Here is a 25,931-nt window from a genome sequence, read left to right as displayed (position 1 = left end):
AATTTCGGGGCTCAGCCGCAATTGTCGTAGCCGGCCTTGCGGCATTCGCGGCGGCGCTGTTCGTCGGCCTTCTTGCGCGCCTTGCCTTCCTCGGCCTCCTGCTTGCGCATCTTGCGGCCATAGTTGCGGTCGGCCTCGTCCTGGCTGGTCGTCGCCCAGTCCGCCGCCTGCGCACCTGCGCGAACCGGCAGGGTCACGATATCCACCGCCGTCCTGGCGATGCAACCCGGCAGCATCAACTGCATCGCCGGCGCCAGCAGCATGATCATCCTGGTCATTCTCAAAGTCCCCCGACTCGTCCGTTGCGCTGCATCTGCCATGGTCGACATTAACCATAGGCTAAGAACGCGGCGAAACGGGACGAGCCGTCGGGAAATCGGCCAGGCCGAGGCTTATTCCTCGATGCGCGCAGCAAAACCCTTGCGCAGCTTGGCCAGCTTGGGCGGGATCACCGCCATGCAATAGGGATTCTGGTCGCCGACCCGCTCCCAATATTTCTGGTGATAATCCTCGGCCGGATACCAGGGGGCGTCCGCCTCGATCGCGGTCACGACCGGATCGACCTGGTCCACCTGCGCCCGCGCGATGCCGGCCAGCGCCTCGGCCTGCTGCTCGGCCGAATGGGGGAAGATCGCCGAGCGATACTGCGTCCCGATGTCGTTGCCCTGGCGGTTCAGCGTCGTCGGATTGTGGGTGGCGAAGAAGATGTCGAGCAGGTCGGCATAGCTGATGACGGCCGGGTCGAAGGCGATGCGGATCGCTTCGGCATGGCCGGTATTGCCGGTGCAGACCTCCTCATAGGTCGGATCGACCTTGGTCCCGCCGATATAGCCGCTCTGGACCGATTCCACGCCCTTGAGCGTCTGGTAGACTGCTTCCGTACACCAGAAGCAGCCACCAGCCAGCGTTGCGATTTCCTGCGCCATATATCGATAATCCTTATCCAGCTTTGGTGCGCTAGATAGGAGCAATCAGGCCGCGGTTCCAGTCTGCGCCGCATTCTGGGCCATCGCCTGTTCGGCCTTGGCCCGTTCTTCGGCGACCAGTTCCTTGCGCGACAGCTTGCCGACCAGAGTCTTGGGCAGGCTGGCCCGCACCTCGACCTCGCAGACCCGCTCATGCTTGCCCAGTTGCGGGTTCAGCCAGTCCTTGAGCCCCGGCCCGTCGATCGTCGCGCCTTCGTTCAGGGTCACGAACGCCTTGGGCTGTTCGCCGCGATAGCGATCGGGCACGCCGATCACCAGCGCTTCCTTCACCGATTCATGATGATAGAGGACCGATTCCACCTGGCTCGGGAAGACCTTGAAGCCACCGACGGCGATCATGTCCTTGAGCCGATCGACGATCCGCACATAGCCGTCGTCATCAACCTCGCCAACGTCACCCGTGCGCAGGAACTCGCCCACGAACACCTGCGCATCCGCATCCGGCCGGTTCCAATAGCCCTTCATGATCTGCGGACCAGCGAACATCAGTTCGCCCGGCTCGCCTTCTGGCGGGGGCTGGGTCGGATCCTCGCGGCTGACGATCTTGACGCGGGTGCCCGGCACGGGCTGGCCGACGGTGCCGGTCTTGTTCAACCCCTCATAGGGGTTGGCGCAGACGATCGGGCTGGTTTCGGTGAGGCCATAGCCCTCGATCAGGCGCGCGCCGGTCACCGCCTCGAACTTCTGCTTCACCTCCATCGGCAGCGGCGCGCCGCCCGAGATGCAGGTGCGCAGCGACGAGAAATCGATGTTCGGCAGGGCCGGATGATCGAGCAGCGCCTGATACATGGTCGGCACGCCGGGCAGCGACGTCGCCTTGGTCCGCTGGACGGCCGAGAGCACCTGCACCGCCTCGAACCGGGGCAGCATCACCATCTCGCCACCATTCATCACGGTCCGGTTCAGCGTGCAGGTATTGGCGAAGACGTGGAAGAAGGGCAGCACCGCGATGATGCGGTCGTCGCCCTCGCCCGCATGCGGGTCGATCCCCTGCGCCTGGCGCGCGTTGGCGGTCAGATTCTGGTGGGTCAGCATCGCGCCCTTGGGCGTGCCGGTGGTGCCGCCGGTATATTGCAGCAGCGCGACGTCGTTGACCGGATCGATGTCGGCCACGATGCATTCGCCGGAATTGGCGATCAGCCGGTCATAGCGGATGACGCGCGGATCATGCGGCAGCGGCGTCGTCTCGCCGCGCTTGAACAGGCGGAAGAGGATGCTCTTGGCGGTCGGCAGCACCTCGGCGATCGAACCGACCACCAGCTTTTCGAGGCTGCTATTGTCCAGCACCTTGAGCGCGGTCGGCAGCAGTGCCTTGGCCGACAGGGTGAACAGGATCTTGGTGCCGCTATCCTCGACCTGATGCTCCAGTTCGGCGGCTGTGTAGAGGGGGGAGAAGTTGACGACGATCGCGCCAGCCAGCAGCGCGCCATAATAGGCCGCGACATAATGGGGGGTGTTGGGCAGGTAGAGACCGACCCGGTCCCCCTTCTTCACGCCCATGGCCTGCAAACCACAGGCGATGCGCCTGATGTCGTCCATCATCGCGCCATAGCTGAACTTGCGCCCCATGAAGTCGATCATGTGGGCCTGCGGGTGGGCGGTGGCGCTCTGCGTTACCATGTCCCCCATCGACATCGGCGGGAACGTCTGCTCCCACGGCGTAGGGTGCTGATAATGCTCGCGCCAGATCTTTTCTCTGCTCTCCATTTACAGAAGTGTAAGTGGCCCGAGCGCTTTACGCAAGCGTCAACCTGTGTCTGGATTGTAGCAAAAAGGCCGCGCCGGAAAGCCGGCGCGGCCCTTGAAAATGCTGCATTGCAGCGGGTCAGAAAGAGCGTCGGATGACGCTACGTCTTCAGACCTCGCCCTTGTTGCTGCTGAACGGATCGAGGATCGTCGCGGCGCCCGAAATCAGCTCGGACTCGTTCTTGAGCGCCTGCTCGATGCGGCGCGCATTGTCCTCGCGCTCGCGGCGCAGTTCCTCGATCAGCGCCTCGCGATCGCCATTCAGACGCGAATCGGTCGGCATCTCGATGCCGGCCTTCTTCGCCGCCTTGCTGACCAGCGCATCCAGTTCGCGCTGCGAGCACAGGCCCAGCGTCACCGGATCCTTGGGCGTGATGTTGCTGATGTTCCAGTGGCTGCGATCGCGGATCGCGGCGATGGTGGTGCGGGTGGTGCCGATCAGCTTGCCGATCGCGCCGTCCGAAATCTCCGGATGGTTGCGCAGGATCCAGGCGATGCCATCGGGCTTGTCCTGGCGCTTGCTGACCGGGGTGTAGCGCGGCCCCTTGGTGCGGCGGACCGGCTCGGGGCCCTTCAGCATCTTGAGCTTGTAGTCGGGATTGCTCTCGCCCTTGTGGATTTCGTCCATGGTGATTTCATGGGCGCGCACCGGATCGCGGCCGGTATATTTGATGCCGGCAGTGTCATCGGCGATGGCCTGGACTTCCAGGATGTGGAGCCCGCAAAATTCCGCGATCTGGTCAAAGCTCAGAGCGCTATTGTCGACCAGCCAGCTGGCGGTCGCATGGGGCATGAGGGGCTGGGACACGGGGTCTTCTCCGGCTCTAAAAACGATAAGGGCCGCCCAAGCAGGGCGGCCACGACATGTCAGGGATAGAGCATCGCGGGGCGTGCGGCAAGGAAAAGCGTCAGGCGGCGCTGTCCATCACCACCGGATCGATCGGATGCAATCCGGCCAGGAATTCCTGCGCGCTGCGTTCCCAGCTGAAGCTGCGGCCATAGGCGGCACAGGCAGCCCGATCGCACAGCAGCGCGGCGGCGATGGCATCCTCCAGCCGCTCCGACAGCGCGCCGGTTTCCGGCGTGACAATATCGATCGGCCCGGTGACCGGATAGGCTGCGACCGGCGTGCCGGCGGCCAGCGCCTCGATCATCACCAGCCCGAACGTGTCGGTGCGGCTGGGAAAGACGAACACGTCCGCGCCGACATAGATCGCCGCCAGATCGGCACCGAACTGCGCACCCAGGAAACGGGCATCGGGATAGGCCCGTTCCAGCGCCCCGCGTGCCGGGCCGTCGCCGACGATCAGCTTGGTTCCGGGATGCTCGCTCGCCAGAAAGGCTTCGAGATTCTTCTCGACCGCAACCCGGCCGACATAGAGCTGGATCGGGCGCGGCAGGTCCGCCAGCAGGGCCGAGGGGGCGACACCGCCGGCAAAGGTCTTGAGGTCCACGCCCCTGCCCCATTTGCGGACATTGGCGACGCCATGGGCACGCAATTGCTGCCGCACCGACCGGGTCGACACCAGCACCGCCTGCGCCGGCCCATGGAACCAGCGAATATAGCGCCAGAACCAGCCCGCCGGCAGGCCGGTGCGCTGCGACACATAATCGGGGAAATGGGTGTGATAGGCGGTGGTGAAGGGCACATTGCCGCGCAGGCACCAGCGGCGGGCGGCAAAGCAGAGAGGCCCTTCGGTCGCCAGATGGACGGCATCGGGACGAAAGGCGGCGATCGCCTGCCCCACCACGCCCGATCGCACCAGCGCCAGCCGGATTTCCGGATAGGTCGGACAGGGAATGGAGCCATAGAGATCGGGCGAGATCACCTTCACCTCATGGCCCATATGCTCCAGCTCGGCCTGGATCGTCTGCAGCGTGCGCACCACGCCATTGACCTGCGGCGTCCAGGCGTCGGTGACGATCGCGATCCGCATGGCCCCTCTCCGCGTCAGGCCGCCATCAGCGCCGGCGTCTTTTCGCCGCGCTTGGCGATCTCGTCGGCCCAGTGCAGCACCTCCATCGCGCCGCTGGCATGTTCGACCAGCGCGGTGCAGCCCTCCACCCAGTCGCCATCATTATAATATTCGATGCCCTCGATCTCGCGCATCTCGGCATTGTGGATATGGCCGCACACCACGCCGTCGACGCCGCGCGCGCCGGCTTCATGCGCCACCACTTCCTCGAAGCGGGAGATGAAGGACACGGCATTCTTGACCTTGTGCTTGGCCATCTTGGACAGTGACCAATAAGGCAGGCCCATGCGCCGGCGCACCGCGTTGACCACCACGTTGAGGCGCATCAGCGTCGTGTAGGCCGCGTCCCCCACGAAGGCGAGCCAGCGATGCGCCAGCATGATCGTGTCGAACTCGTCGCCATGCAGCACCAGCAGCTTGCGCCCGTCGGCGGTCTCGTGGATCGCCTTGCGACGGATCTCGACCCCGCCGAAATTCATGCCGGTGAACTGACGGAACATCTCGTCATGATTGCCGGGGATATAGACGACACGGGTGCCGCGCTTGGCCCGCTTCATGATCCGCCACAGCACGTCATTATGCGCGGCCGGCCAGTAGAAGCGCTTCTTGAGCCGCCAGCCGTCGATGATGTCGCCGACCAGATAGATGGTGTCGCTGTCGACGCTGTCCAGAAAATCGATCAGCATCGTCGCGTTGCAGCCGCGCGTGCCCAGATGGATGTCCGAAATCCAGATGGTGCGATAGCGGCGACGCGCCCCTTCCCGCTCGGGGATGTGGAAGCGGTCGTCAGCCCCCTCTTCCAGTTCGCTCAGGAAGGGCAAGCGCGTGATGGCGTCCATGTCTACGTCCTCAAGGGCTGTTGTCCTTGAGGCCGAATCCCTAGCGCCGCTCTGTTACAACTCCGCACCGAATATGACGGAAATGCTACGACCTTCGACCATCCAATGCAGGGTGCCAAGTGACTTTCCCTCCCCAATGCCGCGCGAACTCAGTAGCTCGCTGCCGCAATTCAGGAGTGGCGTCTAAAAGGAAAAATGCTCGCGCAGTTCCCACTGCCGACCTGAGCGCATCAACCTTAAAACCCAATTCCGCGAGGCGCTCACCCCAGTGCATCAACTCCACGATGTTGCCGCCTGCCATCCTTGTATGATGGTGATAGACCACAATGGTCCGACCATCTCGTTGCAACGCCTTTAATTCTGCCAAAGCCACACTTTTACCGGCCTTGGCAGATCCGACACTATAGGTCGCTGGTTCAAGGCCGTTGTCGGGATCTACAAATATAAGATCGCAACCATCCACAAACTCGGCGGCTCGCGCGAACCAAGATGCTCGCAAGGCGCGTCTGGATTTTGCATCGCCAGCAGGAAGCATCGCGTTGTGATAGACAGCACCGTCAATCAGTCCGGCCCGCTCCAAAGCATCCACACTACGATCGTTGCGCTGAACAATAAGCTTCAACTTATCAAACAACACCGGATCAATGGCGCGCCATATCTGTGGTCGATCCAAATAGGCTATGTGCTTACCATCCGCATTATGGGCTTCATCAGGGTATAGCCACCACAGAACACCCAGTTTCAACCCTGGCGCCAATCGACGCAACATCGACAGCTTCACATAATCGCCGACGTCAGCGGCATAACGGTTCTGCACTAAACTATCCTCACACCGTCAGCACGATCTTCCCGAAATGTTCGCCCGCATCCATGCGGGCATGGGCCTTGGCCGCGTCAGCGAGGGCAAAGCGCTGGTCCATCGCCGGGCGCAGCTTGCCCTGTTCGACGAAGGGCCAGACGGTGCGCATGATCTCGTCCGCAACCAGGCTCTTGAAGCCCGAGGAGCGCGGCCGCAGCGTCGATCCGGTCAGGGTCAGGCGCCTGGACATCACCGTCGGCAGGAAGATGCTGGTCTTGGCACCGCCCAGCACCGCGATCGACACATGGCGGCCATCTTCGGCCATGCATTCGATGTTGCGCGGGACATAGTCGCCGCCGACCATGTCGAGCACCGCCTGCACCCCCTGCCCGCCGGTGATGCGCTTCACCTCGGCGACATAGTCCTGGCTCTTGTAATTGATCGCATGGGAAGCGCCCCATTCGAGCGCCTGCGCGCATTTGTCGTCGCTGCCGCAGGTAACGATGATCTCTATGTCGAACAGGCGGCAGAGCGAGATCGCCATGGTGCCGATGCCGCTGGTGCCGCCATGAACCAGCACCCGGTCGCCGCCAACCACATAGGCGCGCTCGAACAGGTTGGTCCACACGGTGAACAGGGTTTCGGGCAGCGCCGCCGCCTCGACCAGATCATAGTCCGCGGGCACCGGCAGGCACTGGCCGGCAGGCGCAATCGCATATTCGGCATAGCCCCCGCCCGGCAGCAGCGCACAGACGCGCTGGCCCACCAGCATGTCGGCGGACCGGCCGGCGGCGACGATCGTGCCCGCCACCTCGAGTCCGGGAATGTCGGACGCGCCGGGCGGCGGCGGATATTTGCCCTGCCGCTGCAGCACGTCGGGCCGGTTGACGCCGGCGGCGGCGACGCGGATCAGCACCTCATCCTCGCCGGGCACCGGCACCGGCCGCTGTTCGGGCACCAGAGCGTCGGGACCGCCCGGCACCGGGATGCCGATGGCCGTCATCTGCGATGGAATCGTGAAACTGTCGAGGATCATATGTGCCCCCCCGGGCCAGAGATATTGCGCCGCACCCAAAATCGACGGACGGAGCTTCGCTTCTTATTGACAGACTAGCCTACAGGGTCAACATTACCCTTTATGGACATGGACAATGATCTGCCGAGAAAGGCCGATGATCCGCTGGCCCAACTGCTCCGACAGGATCTGGGTCCCCTGTCCGTTGCGGAACTGGAAGCGCGCATCAGGGCGCTGGAAACCGAAATCACCCGCACTCGAACAAAAATTGAAAGCGCCGTTAACCATAAGGCAACTGCCGAGGCGTTATTCAAGCGATGAACCCGCGCCTAGCCCCTGACGGCCCGACCATGGGCTCCACCGGGCATGGGCAGTCTGGCAATTCCGGCGGTCAGGGCCTCTCCCTTGAACCGTCGTCGAGCAATGCCGACATAAGGTTCAAGTCAGCCCCTAACCGGGGCCAGGAGTAGAAAAGACATGCCATCTTTCGCAGCCGCCCTTGAAACCACCCTGCACAATGCGCTGACCCATGCGTCGGAGCGCAAGCATGAATATGCGACGCTGGAGCATCTGCTTCTCGCGCTGATCGACGATGAACATGCGTCGAAGGTGATGCAGGCGTGCGGCGTGGAACTGGGCGAACTGGCCGATGCCGTCACCCAGTATCTCGACACCGAACTTGACAGCCTGAAGGTGGAGGGCGCCAGCGACCCCTCGCCCACCAGCGGCTTCCAGCGCGTCGTCCAGCGCGCCATCCTCCATGTCCAGTCGTCCGGCAAGGATGAGGTGACGGGCGCAAATGTCCTCGTCGCGCTCTTCTCCGAACGCGAATCCTATGCCGTCTATTTCCTGCAGCAGCAGGACATGAGCCGCCTCGATGCCGTCAGCTACATCAGCCACGGCGTCGGCAAGGGCACGCCCACGCCCGAGCGTCAGGAGACCAAGGGGGCAGCCGAGGAGGAAAAGAAGGTGCAGGACGGCAAGGGCAAGAAGGACAGTGCCTTGGAGCAGTTCACCGTCAACCTCAACGAGAAGGCGGAACGCGGCAAGGTCGATCCGCTGATCGGCCGGTCGTCGGAAGTGGATCGCACCATCCAGATCCTGTGCCGCCGTTCGAAGAACAACCCGCTCTATGTCGGTGATCCGGGCGTCGGCAAGACCGCGATCGCGGAAGGCCTGGCGCGCAAGATCGTCGAGGGCGAAGTGCCCGACGTGCTCAAGGAAGCGGTCATCTATTCGCTCGACATGGGCGCGCTGCTGGCCGGCACCCGCTATCGCGGCGACTTTGAAGAGCGCCTGAAGGCGGTCGTCACCGAACTGGAGAAGATGCCGCATGCGGTGCTCTTCATCGACGAGATTCACACCGTGATCGGTGCCGGCGCGACCAGCGGCGGCGCGATGGATGCCTCGAACCTGTTGAAGCCGGCCCTGTCGGGCGGGACGATCCGCTGCATCGGTTCGACCACCTACAAGGAATTCCGCAATCATTTCGAGAAGGACCGCGCGCTGCTGCGGCGCTTCCAGAAAATCGACGTGAACGAGCCTTCGGTCGAGGATACGATCAAGATCCTGACCGGCCTGCGCACCGCGTTCGAGGAACATCATCACGTCAAATATACGCCGGACGCGATCAAGGCGGCGGTCGAGCTGTCGGCCCGCTACATCAACGACCGCAAGCTGCCCGACAAGGCGATCGACGTGATCGACGAAGTCGGCGCGATGCAGATGCTGGTGGTGCCCTCCAAGCGCAAGAAGACGATCACCCCCAAGGAGATCGAGGCGGTCATCGCCACCATGGCGCGCATCCCGCCCAAGACCGTGTCGTCGGACGACAAGAGCGTGCTGGAATCGCTGACCACCGATCTGAAACGGGTCGTCTTCGGCCAGGATCAGGCGATCGAGGTACTGTCGTCCGCGATCAAGCTGTCGCGTGCGGGCCTGCGCGACCCCGACAAGCCGATCGGCAACTATCTCTTCTCCGGCCCGACCGGTGTCGGCAAGACGGAGGTGGCGCGCCAGCTCGCGACCCTGCTCGGCATCCCGCTGCAGCGGTTCGACATGTCGGAATATATGGAACGCCATTCGGTCAGCCGCCTGATCGGCGCCCCTCCGGGCTATGTCGGCTATGACCAGGGTGGCCTCTTGACCGATGCCGTCGACCAGCAGCCGCACAGCGTCCTGCTGCTCGACGAGATCGAGAAGGCGCATCCCGACCTGTTCAACATCCTGCTGCAGGTGATGGACAATGGCCGCCTGACCGATCACCACGGCAAGACCGTCGATTTCCGCAACACCATCCTCATCATGACCACCAATGCCGGTGCGTCGGACATGGCGAAGGAATCGATCGGCTTTGGCGAACTGACCCGCGAGGATGTGCAGGAAGACGCGGTGAAGAAGCTCTTCACCCCCGAATTCCGCAACCGCCTCGATGCGATCGTGCCGTTCGGCTATCTGCCGCCGGAAATCGTCGCCCGCGTCATCGACAAGTTCGTGCTGCAACTGGAACTGCAACTGGCCGACCGCGACGTCCACATCACCCTGGACGAGGATGCCAAGGCCTGGCTCACCAAGAAGGGCTATGACAAGCTCTATGGTGCCCGCCCGATGGGCCGCCTGATGCAGGAAAAGATCAAGCAGCCGCTGGCCGAGGAACTGCTGTTCGGCAAGCTGGTCCATGGCGGCGAGGTCCATGTCCATATGAAGGATGAGGCCCTGGCCTTCCAGATCACCCCCGCCGCGCCCAAGAAGGGCGGCAAGAAGGGCGGCAAGGCCAAGGCGCCGGAAGGCACGAAATAAGCGGCTTTGGAGCTTAAAACAAAAAGGGCGACCCGCTTGGGTTGCCCTTTTTGTTTGCGGGCGCCCCTCCTGTTCCCCCTCCCTTTCAGGGAGGGGCCGGGGGTGGGTAGGCGCGCACCGCGCGCCTCGCTATCAATCGATCATGCGCCTCAATGATCGTCTCCATAACCTCCGTCGTCGTCTCTGCGGCTCCTGGTCGATTGACGATCCACGCCCGATCCAGGCCGGCGCGCCTTACACCTATTTCCTGCCCTCGGCCGAACGGATCGACGCCTTGCGACCTGATGATCTGGTCAAGCTGGTGATCCGCAGCCATCCGCCCGGTCGCGAATGGGATGCCGAACGCATGTGGGTGGAAGTAAAAAGCATCGCGCCGGACGGCTGGACCGGCATATTGGCGAATACGCCGTCCGACATGCCGCAACTGCGCAAAGGTAGCATGCTCGCATTCCAGTCCTTCCACATCATCGACCTCATCTACGACGGCGACAGGCAAGGTCCGGCAGAACCGCCAAGGCGCGCCTATTGGGACCGCTGCATGGTCGACCGCTGCGTGCTCGATGATAATGTGCCGGTCTATTACCTCTATCGCGAACAGCCCGACATGACGGAGGAAGGCGATTCCGATCCCGACAGCGGATGGCGGATCAGGGGTGATTATCGCGACCTCAGCGATGAACAGCTAGACGCCCGCAAGGCCGATTACATCGCGATCGGCAAGGTGCTGAACGCGGACGATAGCTGGCTGCACCTGATCGACAGCCCGATCGGATCGGCATGGCTGCGCAACTTCGAGACCGGGGAATATGAGCCACTCGAAGAAAATGAATGAATCCGTCATCCTTCTCCACGGCTTTGGCGGGCATCAGGTGCAGACCGCGCTGCTTGCCCGGCGGCTGCGCGGGGCGGGGTATGACGTCGCCAATATCGGCTATCCCAGCTGGCGCTGGCCGCTGGCCCGCGTCATCGATCATCTCCACGCCCGCATCATCGCCAGCCCGGCCTACGCCGCCCAGACCGTGCATTGCGTCGGCCATTCGATGGGCGGCCTCATGCTGCGCGCCTGGCTCTCGCGCCATCGTCCCGACCATCTGGGCCGCGTGGTCATGCTCGGCACGCCCAATGGCGGCAGCGAGATTGCCGACCTTCTCTACCGCCTGCGCCTCCATCCGCTGATCCTGAACCAGGCCGGCGCGCTGCTGCGCACCCGCCGCGACGCGGCCACGCTGGCGGCGCTGGGCGCGGTCGACTATCCGCTCGGCATCATCGCGGGCGACCGGCCGATGAACGGCCTGCTCCCCAGCCGCATCTTCCGTGCGCCCAATGACGGCAAGGTCAGCGTCGCCGCCACCCATTGTCCGGGCGAAGGCGACCATATCACCCTGCCCGTCGCCCATACCGCAATGATCTACACCCGCCCCGTCGCCGATCAGGTCGCGCATTTTCTGCGCCATGGACAGTTCGCGCGGAGCTGATGCCCCGCCCCACATGCGCGCGGCGGCCGTTGCGCAATTATTAGGGAATTGCGGTCAGATCGACAGGACGGATTGGGTCCGCAGGGATTGGGGAAAACATGGTCATGATCGGAAAATGGGCGGCAGCGGTCGGTGCAATGGTCGCGTTGGGCGGCGCTATGTTGCCGCATGTCGCCAACGCCAAGGCGCCCGGCCAGATCATCCTCACACCCCAATCCGAAGAGGCGCTGGTCATCATCAAGACCGACTGGTGGCAACCGGCGCCGTCGATGCACTCGGCGTTCAAGCTGCTGCTCTCCACCTATGTCGATGCGGAAGCCCGGCTTTCCAGTGGGCCTTTCAGCGGCACCGCGCTGTTCGAAGCCAAGCAGAAGAATTTCCTCGACGGCTATCTGATGGTTCCCGTCAAGCCGGGGCGCTGGGTCGTGCGCAGCTATTCCCAGCAGGACAGCTGGGCGCTCTGCTTCAACGCCGCCTCGCTCCAGTTCGAGGCGAAGCCGGGCCAGGTCGTCTATCTCGGCCGGTTCGACGCGCTCTCCCATCGGCAGCAATTGACCAGGCAGGCGATCGCATCAGGCAATACCAGCATTCGCGGCGGCGGCTTCGTCGATTATTTCGACCTGCCGCAGGGACCGATCTTTGCGCCGGTGGATGCGCCCCAGATCGCCGCCGTGCAGACCATGCTGGCGCGCCGCGTGCCCGGCGTCAGCGTGCCGGTGCAGGCCGTCGCCTTCACTCCCGCGACATTCGGCACCGGTTCCACTTTGTATGGCACACGGCGCTGCGGCGGCTATTTCCCGGCCAGCGGCAAGGGCAAGGCTGACAAAAGCTAAAACGGGAAGGCAGGTCGCCTAGCGGCGCGCCCCTCTCCCCGCCCCCCGTAAATTCTGCTAAGCCGACTCCAGAACAGAAAGGTCGCATGTCTTCCACGCTTTCATAGGGGAATGCATGTCCACTTCGCTTCATCTGCGGTCCGCCGCGCCACGCGCCGCGCTGCTCAGCATCAGCTTCGTCCTTCTCGCCACGCCCGGCGCCAGCCAGCAGGCCGGCGGACCGATCGCCCGCTATTCGATGGATGCCGGCACCATGTCCGGCATGGCCGCAATGGCGGGCGGCGGTGGCATGGGCGGGGCCATGTCGATGATGATGGGCGGCGGTAACCAGCCGATCCATGAACTGGTGCTGCGCCTGGGATCGACCCAGGCCGCGAGCGGCTCGCCGGCGGCCGAGCATTATATGCCCGCCGGCGCCCGGCTGGGTGCCTCCGTCCCGCTGGTCACGCCCAAGGTCACGCCGAGCGACGAGCCGGCGCTGCCCGGTGAGAAGCCCAAGGGGCGGCTGCTCATCTATTGGGGATGCGGCGCGACCGCCGGGCCGAACCAGCCGGTGGTGATCGATTTCGCCAAGGTCGCGCGCGGCCAGTTTCCGCCCGGCCTCTACATGACCGGCGCGACAATCCCGCAGGAATGGCAGGTCCGCTTCACCAACAGCAAGACCTATGGCGAATGGCCCAATGGCCAGACGCGCAAGACGCTGTCGGGCAATTCCTCGCTGATCGGCGACCATCGCATCGCCGGCAATTATTCGCCCGAGATCAAGTTCGCGCTGAACCAGGACTTCATGCCGCCGATCACGGGGCGCGCCAGCCCGGCGGCGGGCGGCGCCACCCAGTTGAGCTGGAACGCGGTGCCCAATGCGACGGGCTATTATGCCTCGGTGTTCGCGGCCAAGCAGGGCGGCGACATGGTGTGGTGGGCGTCATCAGCCAGTCAGGCCTTTGGCGGGCCGGTGTGGGACTGGCTTTCCCCCGGTGCCGTGCGCAAGCTGATCGGCGACAAGATCGTCATGCCGCCCAGCCAGACCAGTTGCACCGTGCCGTCGCAGGTGGTGCAATCGGGCGGCGAGATGCTGATGGGCAGCCTCTATGCCTATGGCCCGGAAGCCAATTTCGCCTATCCGCCGCGCCCGGCCGATCCCAAGATCGCCTGGAAACCGGAATGGATCGCCCGCGTGCGCTATCGCTCCAACACCATGTGGATGCTCAATGGCCCGGACATGGGATCGATGATGAGCCAGGGCAGTGACGACAGCGCCGATGCCTCCGGTGACAATCCGCCACCCAAGAAGAAGAAATGCAAGGGTGGCCTTGGTGGCATGCTGGCCGGCGCGATGGGCGCGGGCTGCTGAAGCTCCAGCCGGGGCGCGGCGCCACCCGTCGCGCCCCGGCCACGAGTTGCACTTGAAACGAAAGGAAAATCCGGCAAGTCTCGCGCCATTCTTCCGTTTCGAGGTTTTCATGCGACATAAGCTATTGGCCGCGCTGCTGCTCGGCGCCGCCCTCTCTCCCCTGCCGCTCGCCGCCCAGTCGGCTGCCCCGTCGCCCAGGTTCGAGGGCCGCGACATCTTCGCGCTGCAGGTCGCGACCGATCCGCAGATCAGCCCCGACGGAAAGAGCGTCGCCTATGTCCGCCGCCAGGGCGACATCATGACCGACCGGCAAAAGGGCGCGATCTGGCTGGTCGACACCGCCACCGGCGCGCAGCGCCCGCTGGTCGCCGACGCCAGCCAGCCGCGCTGGTCGCCCGATGGCAAGCGCATCGCCTATATCGCCGCCGATGCGGGCAAGCCGCAGCTGTTCGTGCGCTGGCTGGACACCGGCGCCACCGTGCGCGTCACCACCCTGCCAGACGGCCCGCAGTCGGTCACCTGGTCGCCCGACGGCAAGTCCCTCGCCTATATCATGCGTGTGCCCGCCGACCCGATGAAGCTGGGCAAGGCGCCCGACAAGCCGGAGGGCGCCGAATGGGCCAAGCCGCTGGAGGTGATCGACCGGGTCGATTATCGCAATGATGGCGGCGGCTATGTCCAGGCCGGCTATGACCATATCTTCCTGGTGTCGGCCGATGGCGGCCCGGCGCGGCAGCTGAGCTTTGGCGATTATCAGGATGGCGGCCCGTTGAGCTGGACGCCCGATGGCCGCGCCATATTGTTCAGCGCGGTGCGCAAGCCCGACTGGCAGCAGAAGATATTCGATCCGGAAATCTACACGCTCGACATCGCTTCGGGCGCGATCAGCCCGCTCACCAGCCGCGACGGGCCCGATGTCGCGCCGGTCGTCTCGCCCGACGGCAGCAAGATCGCCTATCTCGGCTATGACGACAAGCGCCTGTCCTATCAGAATACCTATCTCTACGTCATGAACCGCGACGGCAGCGGCGCCCATGCGATCACCGCCAGTTTCGACCGCAGCATCGACCGCGCCTACTGGGCGGCGGACGGCAAGTCGCTCTACGCCCAATATGACGAGCGCGGCGTCAACCGCCTTGCCCGCATCACCCTCGACGGCCATGTCACCGAACTGGCGAGCGGCCTGACCGGCACGGCCTTCGACCGGCCCTATAGCGGCGGCGATTTCAGCGTCGCGGCCAATGGCACGCTCGCCTTCACCAGCGGATCGGCACTGCGCCCGGCCGACCTGTCGGTCAGCAGCGGCAGCAAGAGCCGCCAGCTCACCCGCCTCAATGAGGATTTCCTGGGTCACAAGGCGCTGGGTCAGGTGAAGGAACTGGCCGTCACCGCGCCCGACGGCCGCACCGTGCCGGCCTGGCTCGTCACGCCGCCCGGCTATCAGCCCGGCACCCGCGTGCCGTTGTTGCTGGAAATCCATGGCGGTCCGCACACCGCCTATGGCCCGCATTTCTCGACCGACGACCAGCTTTATGCCGCCGCCGGCTATGCCGTGCTCTACACCAATCCGCGCGGATCGACCTCCTATGGCGAGGAATTCGCCCAGCTGATCCATCATAAATATCCCGGCGACGACTATGGCGACCTGATGGCCGCGGTCGACGCCGCGATCGCCGCGGGCGTGGCCGATCCGGACAATCTGTTCGTCACCGGCGGTTCGGGCGGCGGCGTGCTGACCAGCTGGATCATCGGCAAGACCGACCGGTTCAAGGGTGCCGCCACGCAGAAGCCGGTGATCAACTGGATCAGCGAAGCGCTGACCATGGACAATACCCTCTTCACCTCGCGCTACTGGTTCCCGGCCAAGCCGTGGGAAGATCCGATGGGCTATTGGAACCGCTCGCCGCTCAGCCTGGTTGGCAACGTCAAGACGCCGACCTTGGTGGTCGTGGGCAGCGAGGATTATCGCACCCCGGTCAGCGAGGCGGAGCAATATTATGGCGCGCTGCAGATACGGGGCGTGCCGACCGCGCTGGTGAAAGTGCCGGGCGCCAGCCATGGCGGCATCGCTGCCCGCCCGTCGCAATCGGCGGCCAAGGCGGCGGCGATCATCGCCTGGTTCGATCGCTATCGCGACAAGCCGGCGGCGGCCACCGCACCGGCCCAATGATCCGGCTGGCCGGAGCATATTGTTCATGATATGTTCTGACCACTTTCCAAGGAGGATGCACAATGGCGGACCCGGTTCTTCTCTATACCAACCCCATGTCGCGCGGGCAGATCGCCCGATGGATGCTGGAGGAGGTCGGCACGCCCTATGAGGCGGTGATCCTGGATTATGCCGGCGGCATGAAGACCGCCGACTATCGCGCGATCAACCCGATGGGCAAGGTGCCGGCGATCGTCCATGGCGGAAAGGTGGTGACCGAATGCGCCGCCATCTGCGCCTATCTGGCCGATGCCTTCCCCGCCGCCGGCCTGGCGCCGGCGACCGATGACCGGGCTGATTATTATCGCTGGCTCTTCTTCGCTGCCGGTCCGGTGGAGGCCGCCGTCACCAACAAGGCGATGGGATTCGTCCTGCCCGAAGGACGCGAGCGCAGCGCGGGCTATGGCTCGCTCGACGACACGCTCGATACGCTGGAAACGGCAGTCACCGGCCGCAGTTGGATCTGCGGCGGCACCTTCACCGCGGCGGACGTCTATGTCGGCGCGCAGATCGACTGGGGGCTCGCCTTCGGCACCATCCCCAGCCGCCCGGCATTCGAGGCCTATGCCGCCCGATTGCGCGAACGCCCGGCCTATAAGAGGCAGAAGGAGATCGACAACGCCCTGATCGCCGAGATGCAGAAACAGGGCTGAGCCTGTCCCTTCCCAACAAAGCAAAAGACCCGGCGGAGATGTCCACCGGGCCTTTTTCCTGTTTTCGTTCCGTTCGCTGGAGATCAGCGGCGATCGCCCATGAAGCGCAGCAGGAACATGAACATGTTGATGAAGTCGAGATAGAGGTTCAGCGCCCCCATCACCACCGACTTGCCCATCATGTCGGTGCCGGCGACATAGCTGTAGATGCTCTTGATCTTCTGCGTGTCATAGGCGGTCAGGCCCGCGAACAGCAGCACGCCGACGAAGCTGATCACCAGGTCCATCATGCTGGAACGCAGGAACAGGTTGATCAGGCTGGCGACCAGCAGGCCGACCACAACCATGATCAGGAAGGTGCCGAAGCCCGACAGATCCTTCTTGGTGGTGTAGCCGAACAGGCTGAGGCCGGCGAAGGCCGCGGCGGTCGCGAAGAAGGTCTGCGCGATCGACGTGCCCGTATAGACCAGGAAGATCGACGACAGCGACAGGCCCATCACGGCGGCATAGGCCCAGAACAGGCTCTGCATCGCGACGGTCGACAGCTTGTTGATGCCAAAGCTCATCACCATGACGAACGCCAGCGGCGCGAACATGATGACATATTTCAGGATGCCGGGGCCGGCGAGGATCTGGAGCGCCAGACCGCTCGACGCGAACAGCATCGCGACGACACCGGTCAGCAACACGCCGCTCGCCATATAATTATAGACCGACAGCATATATTTGCGCAGCCCGGCATCGAACGCCTCGCTGCGCGCGGCGCTGGCATTGCCAAAGCCTGCGATATCGGAACGGGGGTCGGACCAATTGGCCATGGGTAAAATCTCCTTGGACGGCCTTTCTCGGCCGATCGTCATAGTATCGGCGCTAACGCCTCTCAGTTCAAGTGAAAGCCGAAGCCTAACAGCGATGTCATGCTTGAAGGCAATGCCACAAGATCATGTCAAATCGACTTGCGCGAAGGCCCGCACCGGGAATGTGCCCATGCCGACGATCTTGGGCGGCACGGCGGTGAAGGCGAAGCCGGCATCCGGCAGCGCGCCCAGATTGGTCATATGTTCGCAGATCAGCACACCGGCGCCGAGAAGTTCGCGGTGCACAGGGCGACCAGTGCCGGGCCGCGTATCGTCGATATTATGGCTGTCGATGCCGACCAGCCGGGCGCCGCGTGCCACCAGCATCTGCGCCGCCGCTTCGGTCAGGAAGGGATGATCCTCAAAATAGGCCGGCGTGCGCCAGTGCCGGTCCCAGCCGGTGTGGACCAGCACCGCGCGGCCGGCGACGTCGATGCCGTCGAGATCGGCGGCGTCGGTCGCCAGGCCCACTGCGTCGAACGGCCTGCGCACGACGATCGCCGGCAGGCTGGCCAGCCGGTCGAGATCGAGCATCGAGAGGTCATCGCCCTCCTCGAAGCGGTGGAACGGCGCATCGAGATAGGTGCCGGTATTCGACACCATGTCGATCCGCCCCATCTGGAAGGCGCTGCCATCGGCATAATTGGCGCGCGACTGTTCGCGGGTCCAGTAATCGCAGATATGCGGCGCGGCGACGCCCTTATAGGTGGTCATGCCATGTTCGATGGCGTGGCTCAGGTCGATGAAGCGGGTCATGACGGGGACATTCTCCGACGGAAGATGCGCCACAGGGTGGAAAAGCCGACGACTGCCCAGATGATGTTGAGCACCATCGAGGGAAAGGCGTCGTGCCACCAGGTGTTGAGGATGAAGAAGGCAGCGCCGACGGCATTCAACCACTGAAAGGTTGCCGACCCGCCCGACAGCCGCCCGGTCGAGACGCCGACATAGGCGATCAGCACCAATATCGCGCCGACCCAGCCGACGATCTCCACGAACAGCGCCACCATCCACCCCCAAGAAAAAGGGCTCCCTCCTTACGGAGAGAGCCCTTTTTCCTTAGCTCAACATGTCAGTCGATCAAGCGGCGAGCTTGCGCAGCACATATTGCAGGATGCCGCCATTGAGGAAATATTCCAGCTCATTGACGGTATCGATGCGACAGAGCGCGGTGAAGCTGAAGGTCGAACCGTCGGCGCGGGTGACCTGCACTTCGACATCCTGGCGCGGCTTGAGGTCCGCGACACCGGTGATGGTGAAGCTGTCATCGCCCTTGAGGCCCAGCGTGTCGCGGGTCTGGCCATCCTTGAACACCAAGGGCAGCACGCCCATGCCGACCAGGTTCGAACGGTGGATACGCTCGAAGCTTTCGACGATCACGGCACGCACGCCGAGCAGGTTGGTGCCTTTGGCCGCCCAGTCGCGCGACGAGCCGGTGCCATATTCCTTGCCGCCGATGACGACCAGCGGCGTGCCGTCGGCCTTGTGCTTCATCGCCGCGTCATAGATCGGCATAACTTCGCCCTGATAGCTGGTCATGCCGCCCTCGACGCCGTCGAGCATCAGATTCTTGATGCGGATATTGGCGAAGGTGCCGCGCATCATCACCTCATGATGGCCACGGCGCGAGCCATAGCTGTTATAGTCGGCCTGGGCGACCTGATGCTCGCTCAGCCATTTGCCCGCGGGCGACGTCGCCTTGATCGAACCGGCCGGCGAGATGTGGTCGGTGGTGATCGAGTCGCCGAAGATCGCCAGCGGCATGGCGCCGATGATGTCGGTGACCGGCGCCGGGGTCATGGTCAGTCCCTCGAAATAGGGCGGATTGGCGACATAGGTCGACCCGGCGCGCCACTTGTAGGTGTCCGACCCGGTCACCTCGATCGCCTGCCAATGGGCGTCGCCCTTGTAGACATTGGCGTAGCGGGCGCGGAACATCTCCCGGTCGACCGCCCCCGCAAGGGTGGTCGCGACCTCGTCATTGGTCGGCCAGATGTCCTTGAGATAGACCGCTTCGCCACCCTTGCTCGTGCCGATCGGGGTGGTGATGAAATCCTCGATCACCGTGCCCTTGAGCGCATAGGCGACGACCAGCGGCGGCGAAGCGAGGAAGTTGGCGCGCACGTCGGGCGAGACGCGCCCTTCGAAGTTGCGGTTGCCCGAAATGACGGCGGCGGCGACCAGCCCATTCTCGTTGATCGCCTTGCTGATCGGCTCGGCGAGCGGCCCCGAATTGCCGATGCAGGTGGTGCAGCCATAACCGACCAGGTTGAAGCCGATCGCGTCGAGATGCGCCTGGAGGCCCGCCTTTTCCAGATAGTCGGTGACGACCTGGCTACCGGGCGCCAGCGAGGTCTTGACCCAGGGCTTGGGCTTCAGGCCCAGCTCGTTCGCCTTCTTGGCGACCAGGCCGGCGGCGATCAGCACATTGGGGTTGGAGGTGTTGGTGCAGCTGGTGATCGCGGCAATGGTGACGTCGCCGTCGCCAATGTCATAATCCTTGCCCTCGACCGGAACGCGGGTCTGCGCCTTCTTATAGGTCTTCTCCATGTCCGCGTTGAACACGTCATCAACTTCGGGCAGCGCGACGCGGTCCTGCGGGCGCTTGGGACCGGCGAGGCTGGGCACCACGGTGGACAGGTCCAGTTCCAGCGTGTCGGTGAAGATCGGCTCGACCGACGGATCGATCCAGAAACCCTGCTGCTTGGCATAGGCCTCGACCAGCGCGATATTCTCGTCGCTGCGGCCGGTCAGCCGCATATAGTCCAGCGTCTTGTCGTCGATGCCGAAGAAGCCGCAGGTCGCGCCATATTCGGGCGCCATATTGGCCAGCGTCGCACGGTCGGCGAGGCTGAGCGTGGCAAGACCGGGGCCGAAATATTCGACGAAGCGGCCGACCACGCCGCGCGCGCGCAGCATCTGGGTGCAGGTCAGCACCAGATCGGTGGCGGTCACGCCTTCCTTGAGGTTGCCGGTGAACTTGAAGCCGACCACTTCGGGGATCAGCATCGATACCGGCTGACCCAGCATCGCCGCTTCCGCCTCGATCCCGCCCACGCCCCAGCCCAGCACGCCCAAGCCATTGACCATGGTGGTGTGGCTGTCGGTGCCGACGCAGGTGTCGGGATAGGCGATGGTGGCGCCATCAGCGCCGGTGCTCGACCAGACGCCCTGGGCGATATTTTCCAGATTCACCTGATGGCAGATACCGGTGCCGGGCGGCACGGCGTAGAAATTGGCGAGGCTCTTGCTGCCCCATTTCAGGAAGTCGTAGCGCTCCATGTTGCGCTGATATTCGATCTCCATATTGTCCTGGAACGCGCGTGGCGTGCCGAACTCGTCGACCATGACACTGTGGTCGATGACGAGATGGACGGGCACCTGCGGGTTGATCTTGCTGGCGTCGGCGCCGAGCGCATTCATCGCGTCGCGCATCGCGGCCAGATCGACGACGCAGGGCACGCCGGTAAAGTCCTGCAGCAGCACGCGCGCCGGGCGATACTGGATCTCGCGCTCGGCCTTGCCCTTGTCATTCTGCCAGTCGACGATCGCCTGGATGTCATCAGTGGTGACGGTCACGCCGTCCTCGAAGCGCAGCAGATTTTCGAGCAGCACCTTCATCGAGAAAGGCAGGCGCGAAACGTCTCCAAGCTTCGCAGCCGCCTTTTCCAACGAATAATAGGCGATGTCCTTGCCGCCGACATTGAGCGTGTCGCGCGTGCCGAGAGTATCCTGTCCGGTGGCGGTCATAAGATATGCGTCTCCTCGCATAGGCCCGACCATGCGGAAGGAAGCGTCGCGTTCCCACCAGAAGCCACGAAGACGCGGCAAGGTGGAGGGAGGCGCCCCAACCTATGGTCGAAGCAAGTGTGTCCCGATGAGCGGTGGCATACAGATTGCCACCGCCAAGTCAAAGGGACAAAATGGTCGAAACCACCTTTATTTCCGCCATTTTTGCTTACTGAAAATCATTCGCAGCGACGCGCACAAGGGCCGCACTTTTATTGTGCGCGGGGCGTGGAAATCACGCCCGCCCCGCCCCACATCTTGCCTTTATCGGCGCTCTTTTCAGCGTGCCTTTTCCGCGGCGATCCAGCCGTCGATCTGGCTTTCCAGCACAGTGAGCGGCACCGCCCCCTGCGACAGTACCGCATCATGGAAACGGCGCAGGTCGAACTTGGGCCCGAGCTGCTGTTCCGCCCGCGCCCGCAGCTCGCGGATCTTGATCTCGCCCAGCTTGTAGCCCAGCGCCTGCCCCGGCCAGCTGATGTAGCGATTGACCTCCGCATCGATATTGGCGTCGCTCAGGGCGCTGTTCGCCTTCATGAAGGCGACGGCCTTTGCCTTGTCCCAGCCCTTGGCATGGATGCCGGTGTCCACCACCAGCCGGCAGGCGCGCCACATCTCGTAGGACAGGCGGCCCATCATCTTCTCGGGCGTGTCGTAGAGGCCCATCTCCTCGCCCAGATATTCGGTGTAGAGCGCCCAGCCCTCGACATAGGCGGTGAAGCCGGCAAGATATTTGCGGAAGGGCGGCAGCGGCAATTCCTGCTGCAGTGCGATCTGGTTGTGATGGCCCGGCACCGCCTCATGCGCGGTCAGCGCCGGCAATTCCCAGAAGGGCCGCTGGTCGAGCTTCGACGTATTGACCCAATAGGTGCCGGAAATCCCGGCCTCTGGCGCGCCAGGGCCATAATAGGCCGTGGTCGTTCCTTCCGCTTCGGCCGCCGGGATCGGCTTGATGCCATAGGGCAGGCGCGGCAGCGTCGCGAAATAGCGCGGCAGCAGGCCGTCGATCGTCTTGGCCTGGCGCGCGGCAACGCGCAGCAGTTCCTCGGGCGTCTTGGCGTAATAGCTGGGATCGGTGCGCAGATGCTGGATGAAGGCGGCGCGGCTGGGATAGCCCGCCTTCGCGGCGATCGCATCCATCCGCTTGCCGATGCGCGCGACCTCATCCAGCCCGACCTGGTGGATTTGATCGGGCGTCAGGTCGGTCGTCGTGTGGGTCCGCACCCGGCTGGCATACCAGGCCGCGCCCCCCGGCAGCGTCGATGCGCTGTCGCTCTTGCGGCATTTGGGCAGATAGTCGGCCACGAACAGGTCATGCCATTTGCCATATTCCGGCGTGATGACATCGCGGATCACCGCCACCGCGCGCGCCTGCAGCGCCGCCCAATCGGCATCGCTGATGTCGCGCGGCTTGGCGCGGGTGAAGGGTTCGTAGAAGCGCGTCCCTTCCGGCGGCTCGGCGACGATGCCGCTGATCCCCTTGGCAAAGGCGCCCAGCACCGAACAGGGCAGCACATAACCGCCCCTGATCGCCTGGCGGGTGATCGCCATGCCATCGCCATTCTGCTTCGGGTAGAGCGCCAGGCGCTTCAGATAGCTGTCATAGTCGGCGCGGGTGTAGAAAGGCAGGCCGTCGGCCATGCCGGAAAAGCCCTGATGCCAGCTATAATAGGTGGTGAAGAGCATCAGCCGTTCGGCCTGATGCTTGTCGCTGGCGATATCGTCGCGCAGCATCCACAGCAGCACCGCGCGATTGACCTTGTCGGCGGTATCCAGCCCCGCCTCCGGCACCGCATCCAGCCGGGTGACGAAGCCCTGTTCCGCCTTGATCTGGGCATCGCGGCCGCCAAGCGACAGGTCCGAAATCTGGTCGTCATAGTCGCGCACGCCGCGCGCGGTAGCCTCCACCGGATGGACCGACAGATACCATGCCCAGTGATCGTCGATCACCTTGGTCAGCTGGTCATGGGGAGTCTGGGCGTGAGCCAGAGCGGGCGCCGCAACGGCGAGCATCAGGGATATGATCTTGCGCATGGGCGCAACTGATCGCGCGGCGCAACGATTCTGGCAAGATGGCCCCAGGTGCCGGTTCAGGCGGCGGCTACGCCATCCGCTTCGACAATGTCGTCGCCGGCATAATAGCCGCGCACCCGGACCCGCTTTTCGACATGGTCGACTGGCACGCGCAGCAACACAAGTCGCCAGGTGCCGCCAAGATCGCGCTGGAGCAGGAAGCCGGCCTCGTCGCGCAGCAACCGCCCGGTCTCATCCACTCCAGCGCTAATCTCGATCATGCGTGTCAGTCTATCGCGTCCTTGACGCCCTTGCCAGCCAGAAGGCCCAGGACAAGGAAAATCAGGAACAGGGCGATGGCGATGCCGAACAGCAATTTGGCGATGCCGACGAAGGTGCCGGCGGCGCCGCCGAAGCCGAGGACGGCGAGCACGGCCGCGATCACGAGGGCAATGATGGCAAGACGAATCATGGTGGGATTCCTTCCGTTTCTCTGATGTTTCCAAACGGAGGAAGGCGCGCATTGTTCCGCGCGCGCAGCGATCAGACCCAGCCTTCGAGCACCTGATTGGGCGGGCGATGGCCATCGGCCCAGGTGCGGATATTGGCGATGACGCGGGCACCGGTGGCGTCGCGCCCCTCGAAGGTCGCCGAGCCGACATGGGGCAGCAGGGTGACGTTGGCGAGCGCCAGCAGCCGCGGATCGACCGCCGGCTCATGGGTGTAGACGTCAAGCCCGGCGCCGGCGATCCGTGCTTCGGCGAGCGCAGCGATCAGTGCCGGCTCATCGGTGATTTCCGCGCGGGAGGTGTTGATGAGATAGGCGTCGGGCCGCATCAGGCCGATCCGCCGCGCATCGATCAGGCCGCGGCTATCGGCGTTGAGCGGGCAATGGATCGAGACGATGTCGCATTCGCGCAGCAGCGCGTCGAGATCGTCATGCCAGCTGGCCTCCAGTTCCTGCTCCACCTCGAAAGGCAGGCGGTGGCGGTTATGGTAGGCGATGGAGAGGCCGAAGGCCTTGGCCCGGCGGGCGACGGCGCGACCGATGCGACCCATGCCGATGATGCCCAGCTTCTTGCCGCCGATGCGATGGCCGAGCATCCCCGACGGACTCCAGCCATGCCACTGGCCCGAGCGCACCAGCTTCTCTCCCTCGGCCAGGCGGCGGGGCACGGAGAGGATCAGCGCCATGGTCATGTCGGCCGTATCTTCGGTCAGCACGCCGGGCGTGTTGGTGACGATCACGCCTCTGGTCCGCGCGGCGGCGAGGTCGATATGGTCGACGCCGCTGCCGAAGCTGGCGATCAGTTGCAGCCGGTCGGGCGCGCCGGCGATCAGTTCCGCGTCGATCTGGTCGCTGATGCAGGGAACCAGCACATCGCACTGCGCCATGGCGGCGGCGAGTTCGGCCCGGTTCATGGGGATATCGCCGGTATTGAAGCTGGCGTCGAACAGTTCGGCCATGCGCGCCTCCACATTGGGCGGCAGGCGACGCGTCACGATGACGCGCGGCGTTGCGGGGCGCGGTTTCCTGGCCATAGCATGGCCGCTATTCCCGCCTGCCCCGCCGGTCAAGCGGATATGCGGCTGCCTGCGATTGAAAGCTTGTCGCGACCGGCCGGACAAGCGTATGGAAAGACCATGGGTGATATGGGCAAAGGGTCGGGCATGAAGCGCCTGCTGCTGGGCGCGGGCATGATCGCGGCACTGACCAATATGAGCGGCGCGGCGGCGGCCCCGGCCAAGCCGGTGCCCTATTGGGCGTCGCTGTCGCATGACGAGGCGCGGATGCGCGTCGGCCCCAGCCTCGATTATCCGTCCAACTGGGTCTATCAGCGCCGCGACCTGCCGGTGAAGGTGGTGCAGGTGCTGGGCCTGTGGCGCAAGGTGGAAGACCCTGACGGTGGTCAGGGCTGGATGCATGTCCGCCTGCTGAGCGATACCGCCACGGCGATCGTCACCGCGGCGCAAGCACCGATGCACGAGGGCGCGAGCGAAACCAGCCGCACCCTGTTCCGCGCCGAAAAGGGCGTGGTCGGCCGGATCGGTTCCTGCTCAAGCGGCTGGTGCGCGTTCGACGTGAAGGGCCAGAAGGGCTTCGTGAAGGCGAGCGACGTATGGGGCGCCACCAGCGGCTGAGGCCAGGGCGGCAAAATAGGAAATGCCGCGCTTAACTTCGCATATTTCCCGCACATCCTGACATTTTCGTGCCGATGATGGAAATTATCGTGCGAAACCGTGGATGCGCGCGGACGATGGGAAAGAGCCGGCGACGGTATAGCGGAAAGCCAGCGCTGTAGGACAGGTTTTGGGGTGGGAAGCGGACTGGGGCGGCTTACGCGAAATCAGATGGGCGATAAGGACGCTTGCGCCCTATGAGGGCCGCATTTGTATGCGGCAACCGAAGTTCAAATCGCTTCAATTCGCGAGCGGCATCAACGTCTCCAAGTTAGCGTCCGCGCTCGTGGTGTAATTTCCGGTGTAGATTGAGGTGATCGCATGGGGTTGGGCATGCCCAACCCCATGCGATTTCGAACTCGGTGGCCACCGGGCTCATCGGTAAGGTGGAGTTACCACACGTCACA

At 64.1% G+C, this 25,931-nt stretch carries 25 protein-coding genes; 9 read left to right on the top strand and 16 right to left on the bottom strand.

Annotation, left to right across the window (positions count from 1 at the left end; translation table 11 throughout):
- Positions 1-11: 11 nt before the first annotated feature.
- The 8 genes from AC13EK_RS22525 to AC13EK_RS22490 form a co-directional block, all read right to left on the bottom strand.
- Positions 12-278, bottom strand: a complete 267-nt coding sequence (locus AC13EK_RS22525; protein ID WP_069336707.1) for a hypothetical protein — start codon at positions 276-278, stop codon at positions 12-14.
- 114 nt (positions 279-392) lie between these two features.
- Positions 393-926 carry a peptide-methionine (S)-S-oxide reductase MsrA gene (msrA, locus tag AC13EK_RS22520; RefSeq protein ID WP_004211369.1) on the bottom strand — a complete coding sequence of 178 codons (534 nt, stop codon included), beginning with the start codon at positions 924-926 and terminating at the stop codon, positions 393-395.
- Between the two features lie 45 nt (positions 927-971).
- Complete coding sequence (locus AC13EK_RS22515) at positions 972-2,693, bottom strand: long-chain-fatty-acid--CoA ligase (RefSeq protein WP_026109646.1); 1,722 nt, start codon at positions 2,691-2,693, stop codon at positions 972-974.
- 148 nt (positions 2,694-2,841) lie between these two features.
- Positions 2,842-3,525: a DUF1013 domain-containing protein gene (locus AC13EK_RS22510; protein ID WP_483022404.1), complete on the bottom strand. Its 684-nt coding sequence runs from the start codon at positions 3,523-3,525 to the stop codon at positions 2,842-2,844.
- Positions 3,526-3,640: 115 nt separating this feature from the next.
- Positions 3,641-4,669 (bottom strand): glycosyltransferase family 4 protein, encoded by a 1,029-nt coding sequence (locus tag AC13EK_RS22505; protein ID WP_069336709.1) that lies wholly within the window; start codon positions 4,667-4,669, stop codon positions 3,641-3,643.
- A 14-nt stretch (positions 4,670-4,683) separates the two neighbouring features.
- Positions 4,684-5,547, bottom strand: a complete 864-nt coding sequence (locus tag AC13EK_RS22500) for a UDP-2,3-diacylglucosamine diphosphatase (RefSeq protein WP_010337926.1) — start codon at positions 5,545-5,547, stop codon at positions 4,684-4,686.
- Positions 5,548-5,632: 85 nt separating this feature from the next.
- Positions 5,633-6,364, bottom strand: a complete 732-nt coding sequence (locus AC13EK_RS22495; protein WP_139149976.1) for a hypothetical protein — start codon at positions 6,362-6,364, stop codon at positions 5,633-5,635.
- Between the two features lie 10 nt (positions 6,365-6,374).
- Positions 6,375-7,382, bottom strand: a complete 1,008-nt coding sequence (locus AC13EK_RS22490; RefSeq protein ID WP_004211363.1) for an NAD(P)H-quinone oxidoreductase — start codon at positions 7,380-7,382, stop codon at positions 6,375-6,377.
- A 102-nt stretch (positions 7,383-7,484) separates the two neighbouring features.
- Here AC13EK_RS22490 and AC13EK_RS22485 point away from each other — a divergent pair, with 102 nt between their 5' ends.
- From AC13EK_RS22485 to AC13EK_RS22450, 8 genes are all read left to right on the top strand, one after another.
- A complete protein-coding gene (locus AC13EK_RS22485; protein WP_004211362.1) occupies positions 7,485-7,682 on the top strand; it encodes a DUF1192 domain-containing protein in 198 nt (65 codons plus the stop codon).
- Between the two features lie 156 nt (positions 7,683-7,838).
- Complete coding sequence (gene clpA, locus AC13EK_RS22480) at positions 7,839-10,160, top strand: ATP-dependent Clp protease ATP-binding subunit ClpA (RefSeq protein ID WP_004211360.1); 2,322 nt, start codon at positions 7,839-7,841, stop codon at positions 10,158-10,160.
- A 142-nt stretch (positions 10,161-10,302) separates the two neighbouring features.
- Positions 10,303-10,992, top strand: a complete 690-nt coding sequence (locus tag AC13EK_RS22475; protein ID WP_081331663.1) for an immunity protein Imm33 domain-containing protein — start codon at positions 10,303-10,305, stop codon at positions 10,990-10,992.
- A complete protein-coding gene (locus AC13EK_RS22470; RefSeq protein WP_234792203.1) occupies positions 10,985-11,635 on the top strand; it encodes an esterase/lipase family protein in 651 nt (216 codons plus the stop codon). The genes AC13EK_RS22475 and AC13EK_RS22470 overlap by 8 nt, the downstream gene beginning before the upstream one ends.
- A 104-nt stretch (positions 11,636-11,739) precedes the next feature.
- A complete protein-coding gene (locus AC13EK_RS22465; protein ID WP_483022392.1) occupies positions 11,740-12,468 on the top strand; it encodes a hypothetical protein in 729 nt (242 codons plus the stop codon).
- Positions 12,469-12,583: 115 nt separating this feature from the next.
- A complete protein-coding gene (locus tag AC13EK_RS22460) occupies positions 12,584-13,822 on the top strand; it encodes a hypothetical protein (RefSeq protein WP_069336712.1) in 1,239 nt (412 codons plus the stop codon).
- A 109-nt stretch (positions 13,823-13,931) separates the two neighbouring features.
- Positions 13,932-15,992 (top strand): alpha/beta hydrolase family protein, encoded by a 2,061-nt coding sequence (locus tag AC13EK_RS22455; RefSeq protein WP_069336713.1) that lies wholly within the window; start codon positions 13,932-13,934, stop codon positions 15,990-15,992.
- Between the two features lie 62 nt (positions 15,993-16,054).
- A complete protein-coding gene (locus AC13EK_RS22450) occupies positions 16,055-16,684 on the top strand; it encodes a glutathione S-transferase family protein (protein ID WP_069336714.1) in 630 nt (209 codons plus the stop codon).
- Positions 16,685-16,767: 83 nt separating this feature from the next.
- On the opposite strand, the gene AC13EK_RS22445 is transcribed toward AC13EK_RS22450, so the two are convergent.
- From AC13EK_RS22445 to AC13EK_RS22410, 8 genes are all read right to left on the bottom strand, one after another.
- Positions 16,768-17,502 carry a Bax inhibitor-1/YccA family protein gene (locus tag AC13EK_RS22445; protein ID WP_069336715.1) on the bottom strand — a complete coding sequence of 245 codons (735 nt, stop codon included), beginning with the start codon at positions 17,500-17,502 and terminating at the stop codon, positions 16,768-16,770.
- A gap of 123 nt (positions 17,503-17,625) precedes the next feature.
- Entirely contained in the window at positions 17,626-18,297 is a 672-nt protein-coding gene (locus tag AC13EK_RS22440; protein ID WP_069336716.1) for a cyclase family protein, read from the bottom strand.
- On the bottom strand, positions 18,294-18,551 hold the full coding sequence (locus AC13EK_RS22435) for a CBU_0592 family membrane protein (protein WP_483022391.1): 258 nt from the start codon (positions 18,549-18,551) through the stop codon (positions 18,294-18,296). The genes AC13EK_RS22440 and AC13EK_RS22435 overlap by 4 nt, the downstream gene beginning before the upstream one ends.
- A 70-nt stretch (positions 18,552-18,621) precedes the next feature.
- Positions 18,622-21,291, bottom strand: a complete 2,670-nt coding sequence (gene acnA, locus AC13EK_RS22430; RefSeq protein ID WP_069336717.1) for an aconitate hydratase AcnA — start codon at positions 21,289-21,291, stop codon at positions 18,622-18,624.
- Between the two features lie 318 nt (positions 21,292-21,609).
- The gene (locus AC13EK_RS22425) at positions 21,610-23,364 is read right to left on the bottom strand and encodes a DUF885 domain-containing protein (protein ID WP_069336718.1); all 1,755 of its coding nucleotides are present in this window, start codon (positions 23,362-23,364) and stop codon (positions 21,610-21,612) included.
- Between the two features lie 56 nt (positions 23,365-23,420).
- Positions 23,421-23,624, bottom strand: coding sequence for a DUF5818 domain-containing protein (locus AC13EK_RS22420; protein ID WP_069336719.1), 204 nt, complete (start codon positions 23,622-23,624; stop codon positions 23,421-23,423).
- A gap of 5 nt (positions 23,625-23,629) precedes the next feature.
- Positions 23,630-23,815: a DUF1328 domain-containing protein gene (locus tag AC13EK_RS22415; RefSeq protein ID WP_069336720.1), complete on the bottom strand. Its 186-nt coding sequence runs from the start codon at positions 23,813-23,815 to the stop codon at positions 23,630-23,632.
- Between the two features lie 71 nt (positions 23,816-23,886).
- A complete protein-coding gene (locus AC13EK_RS22410) occupies positions 23,887-24,885 on the bottom strand; it encodes a 2-hydroxyacid dehydrogenase (protein ID WP_010337376.1) in 999 nt (332 codons plus the stop codon).
- Positions 24,886-24,987: 102 nt separating this feature from the next.
- Here AC13EK_RS22410 and AC13EK_RS22405 point away from each other — a divergent pair, with 102 nt between their 5' ends.
- Entirely contained in the window at positions 24,988-25,485 is a 498-nt protein-coding gene (locus AC13EK_RS22405; protein ID WP_069336721.1) for an SH3 domain-containing protein, read from the top strand.
- Positions 25,486-25,931: the final 446 nt, after the last annotated feature.

The sequence above is a fragment of the Sphingobium sp. L-44 genome (assembly GCF_056859495.1).
This window is presented reverse-complemented; position numbering and strand designations above follow the sequence as displayed.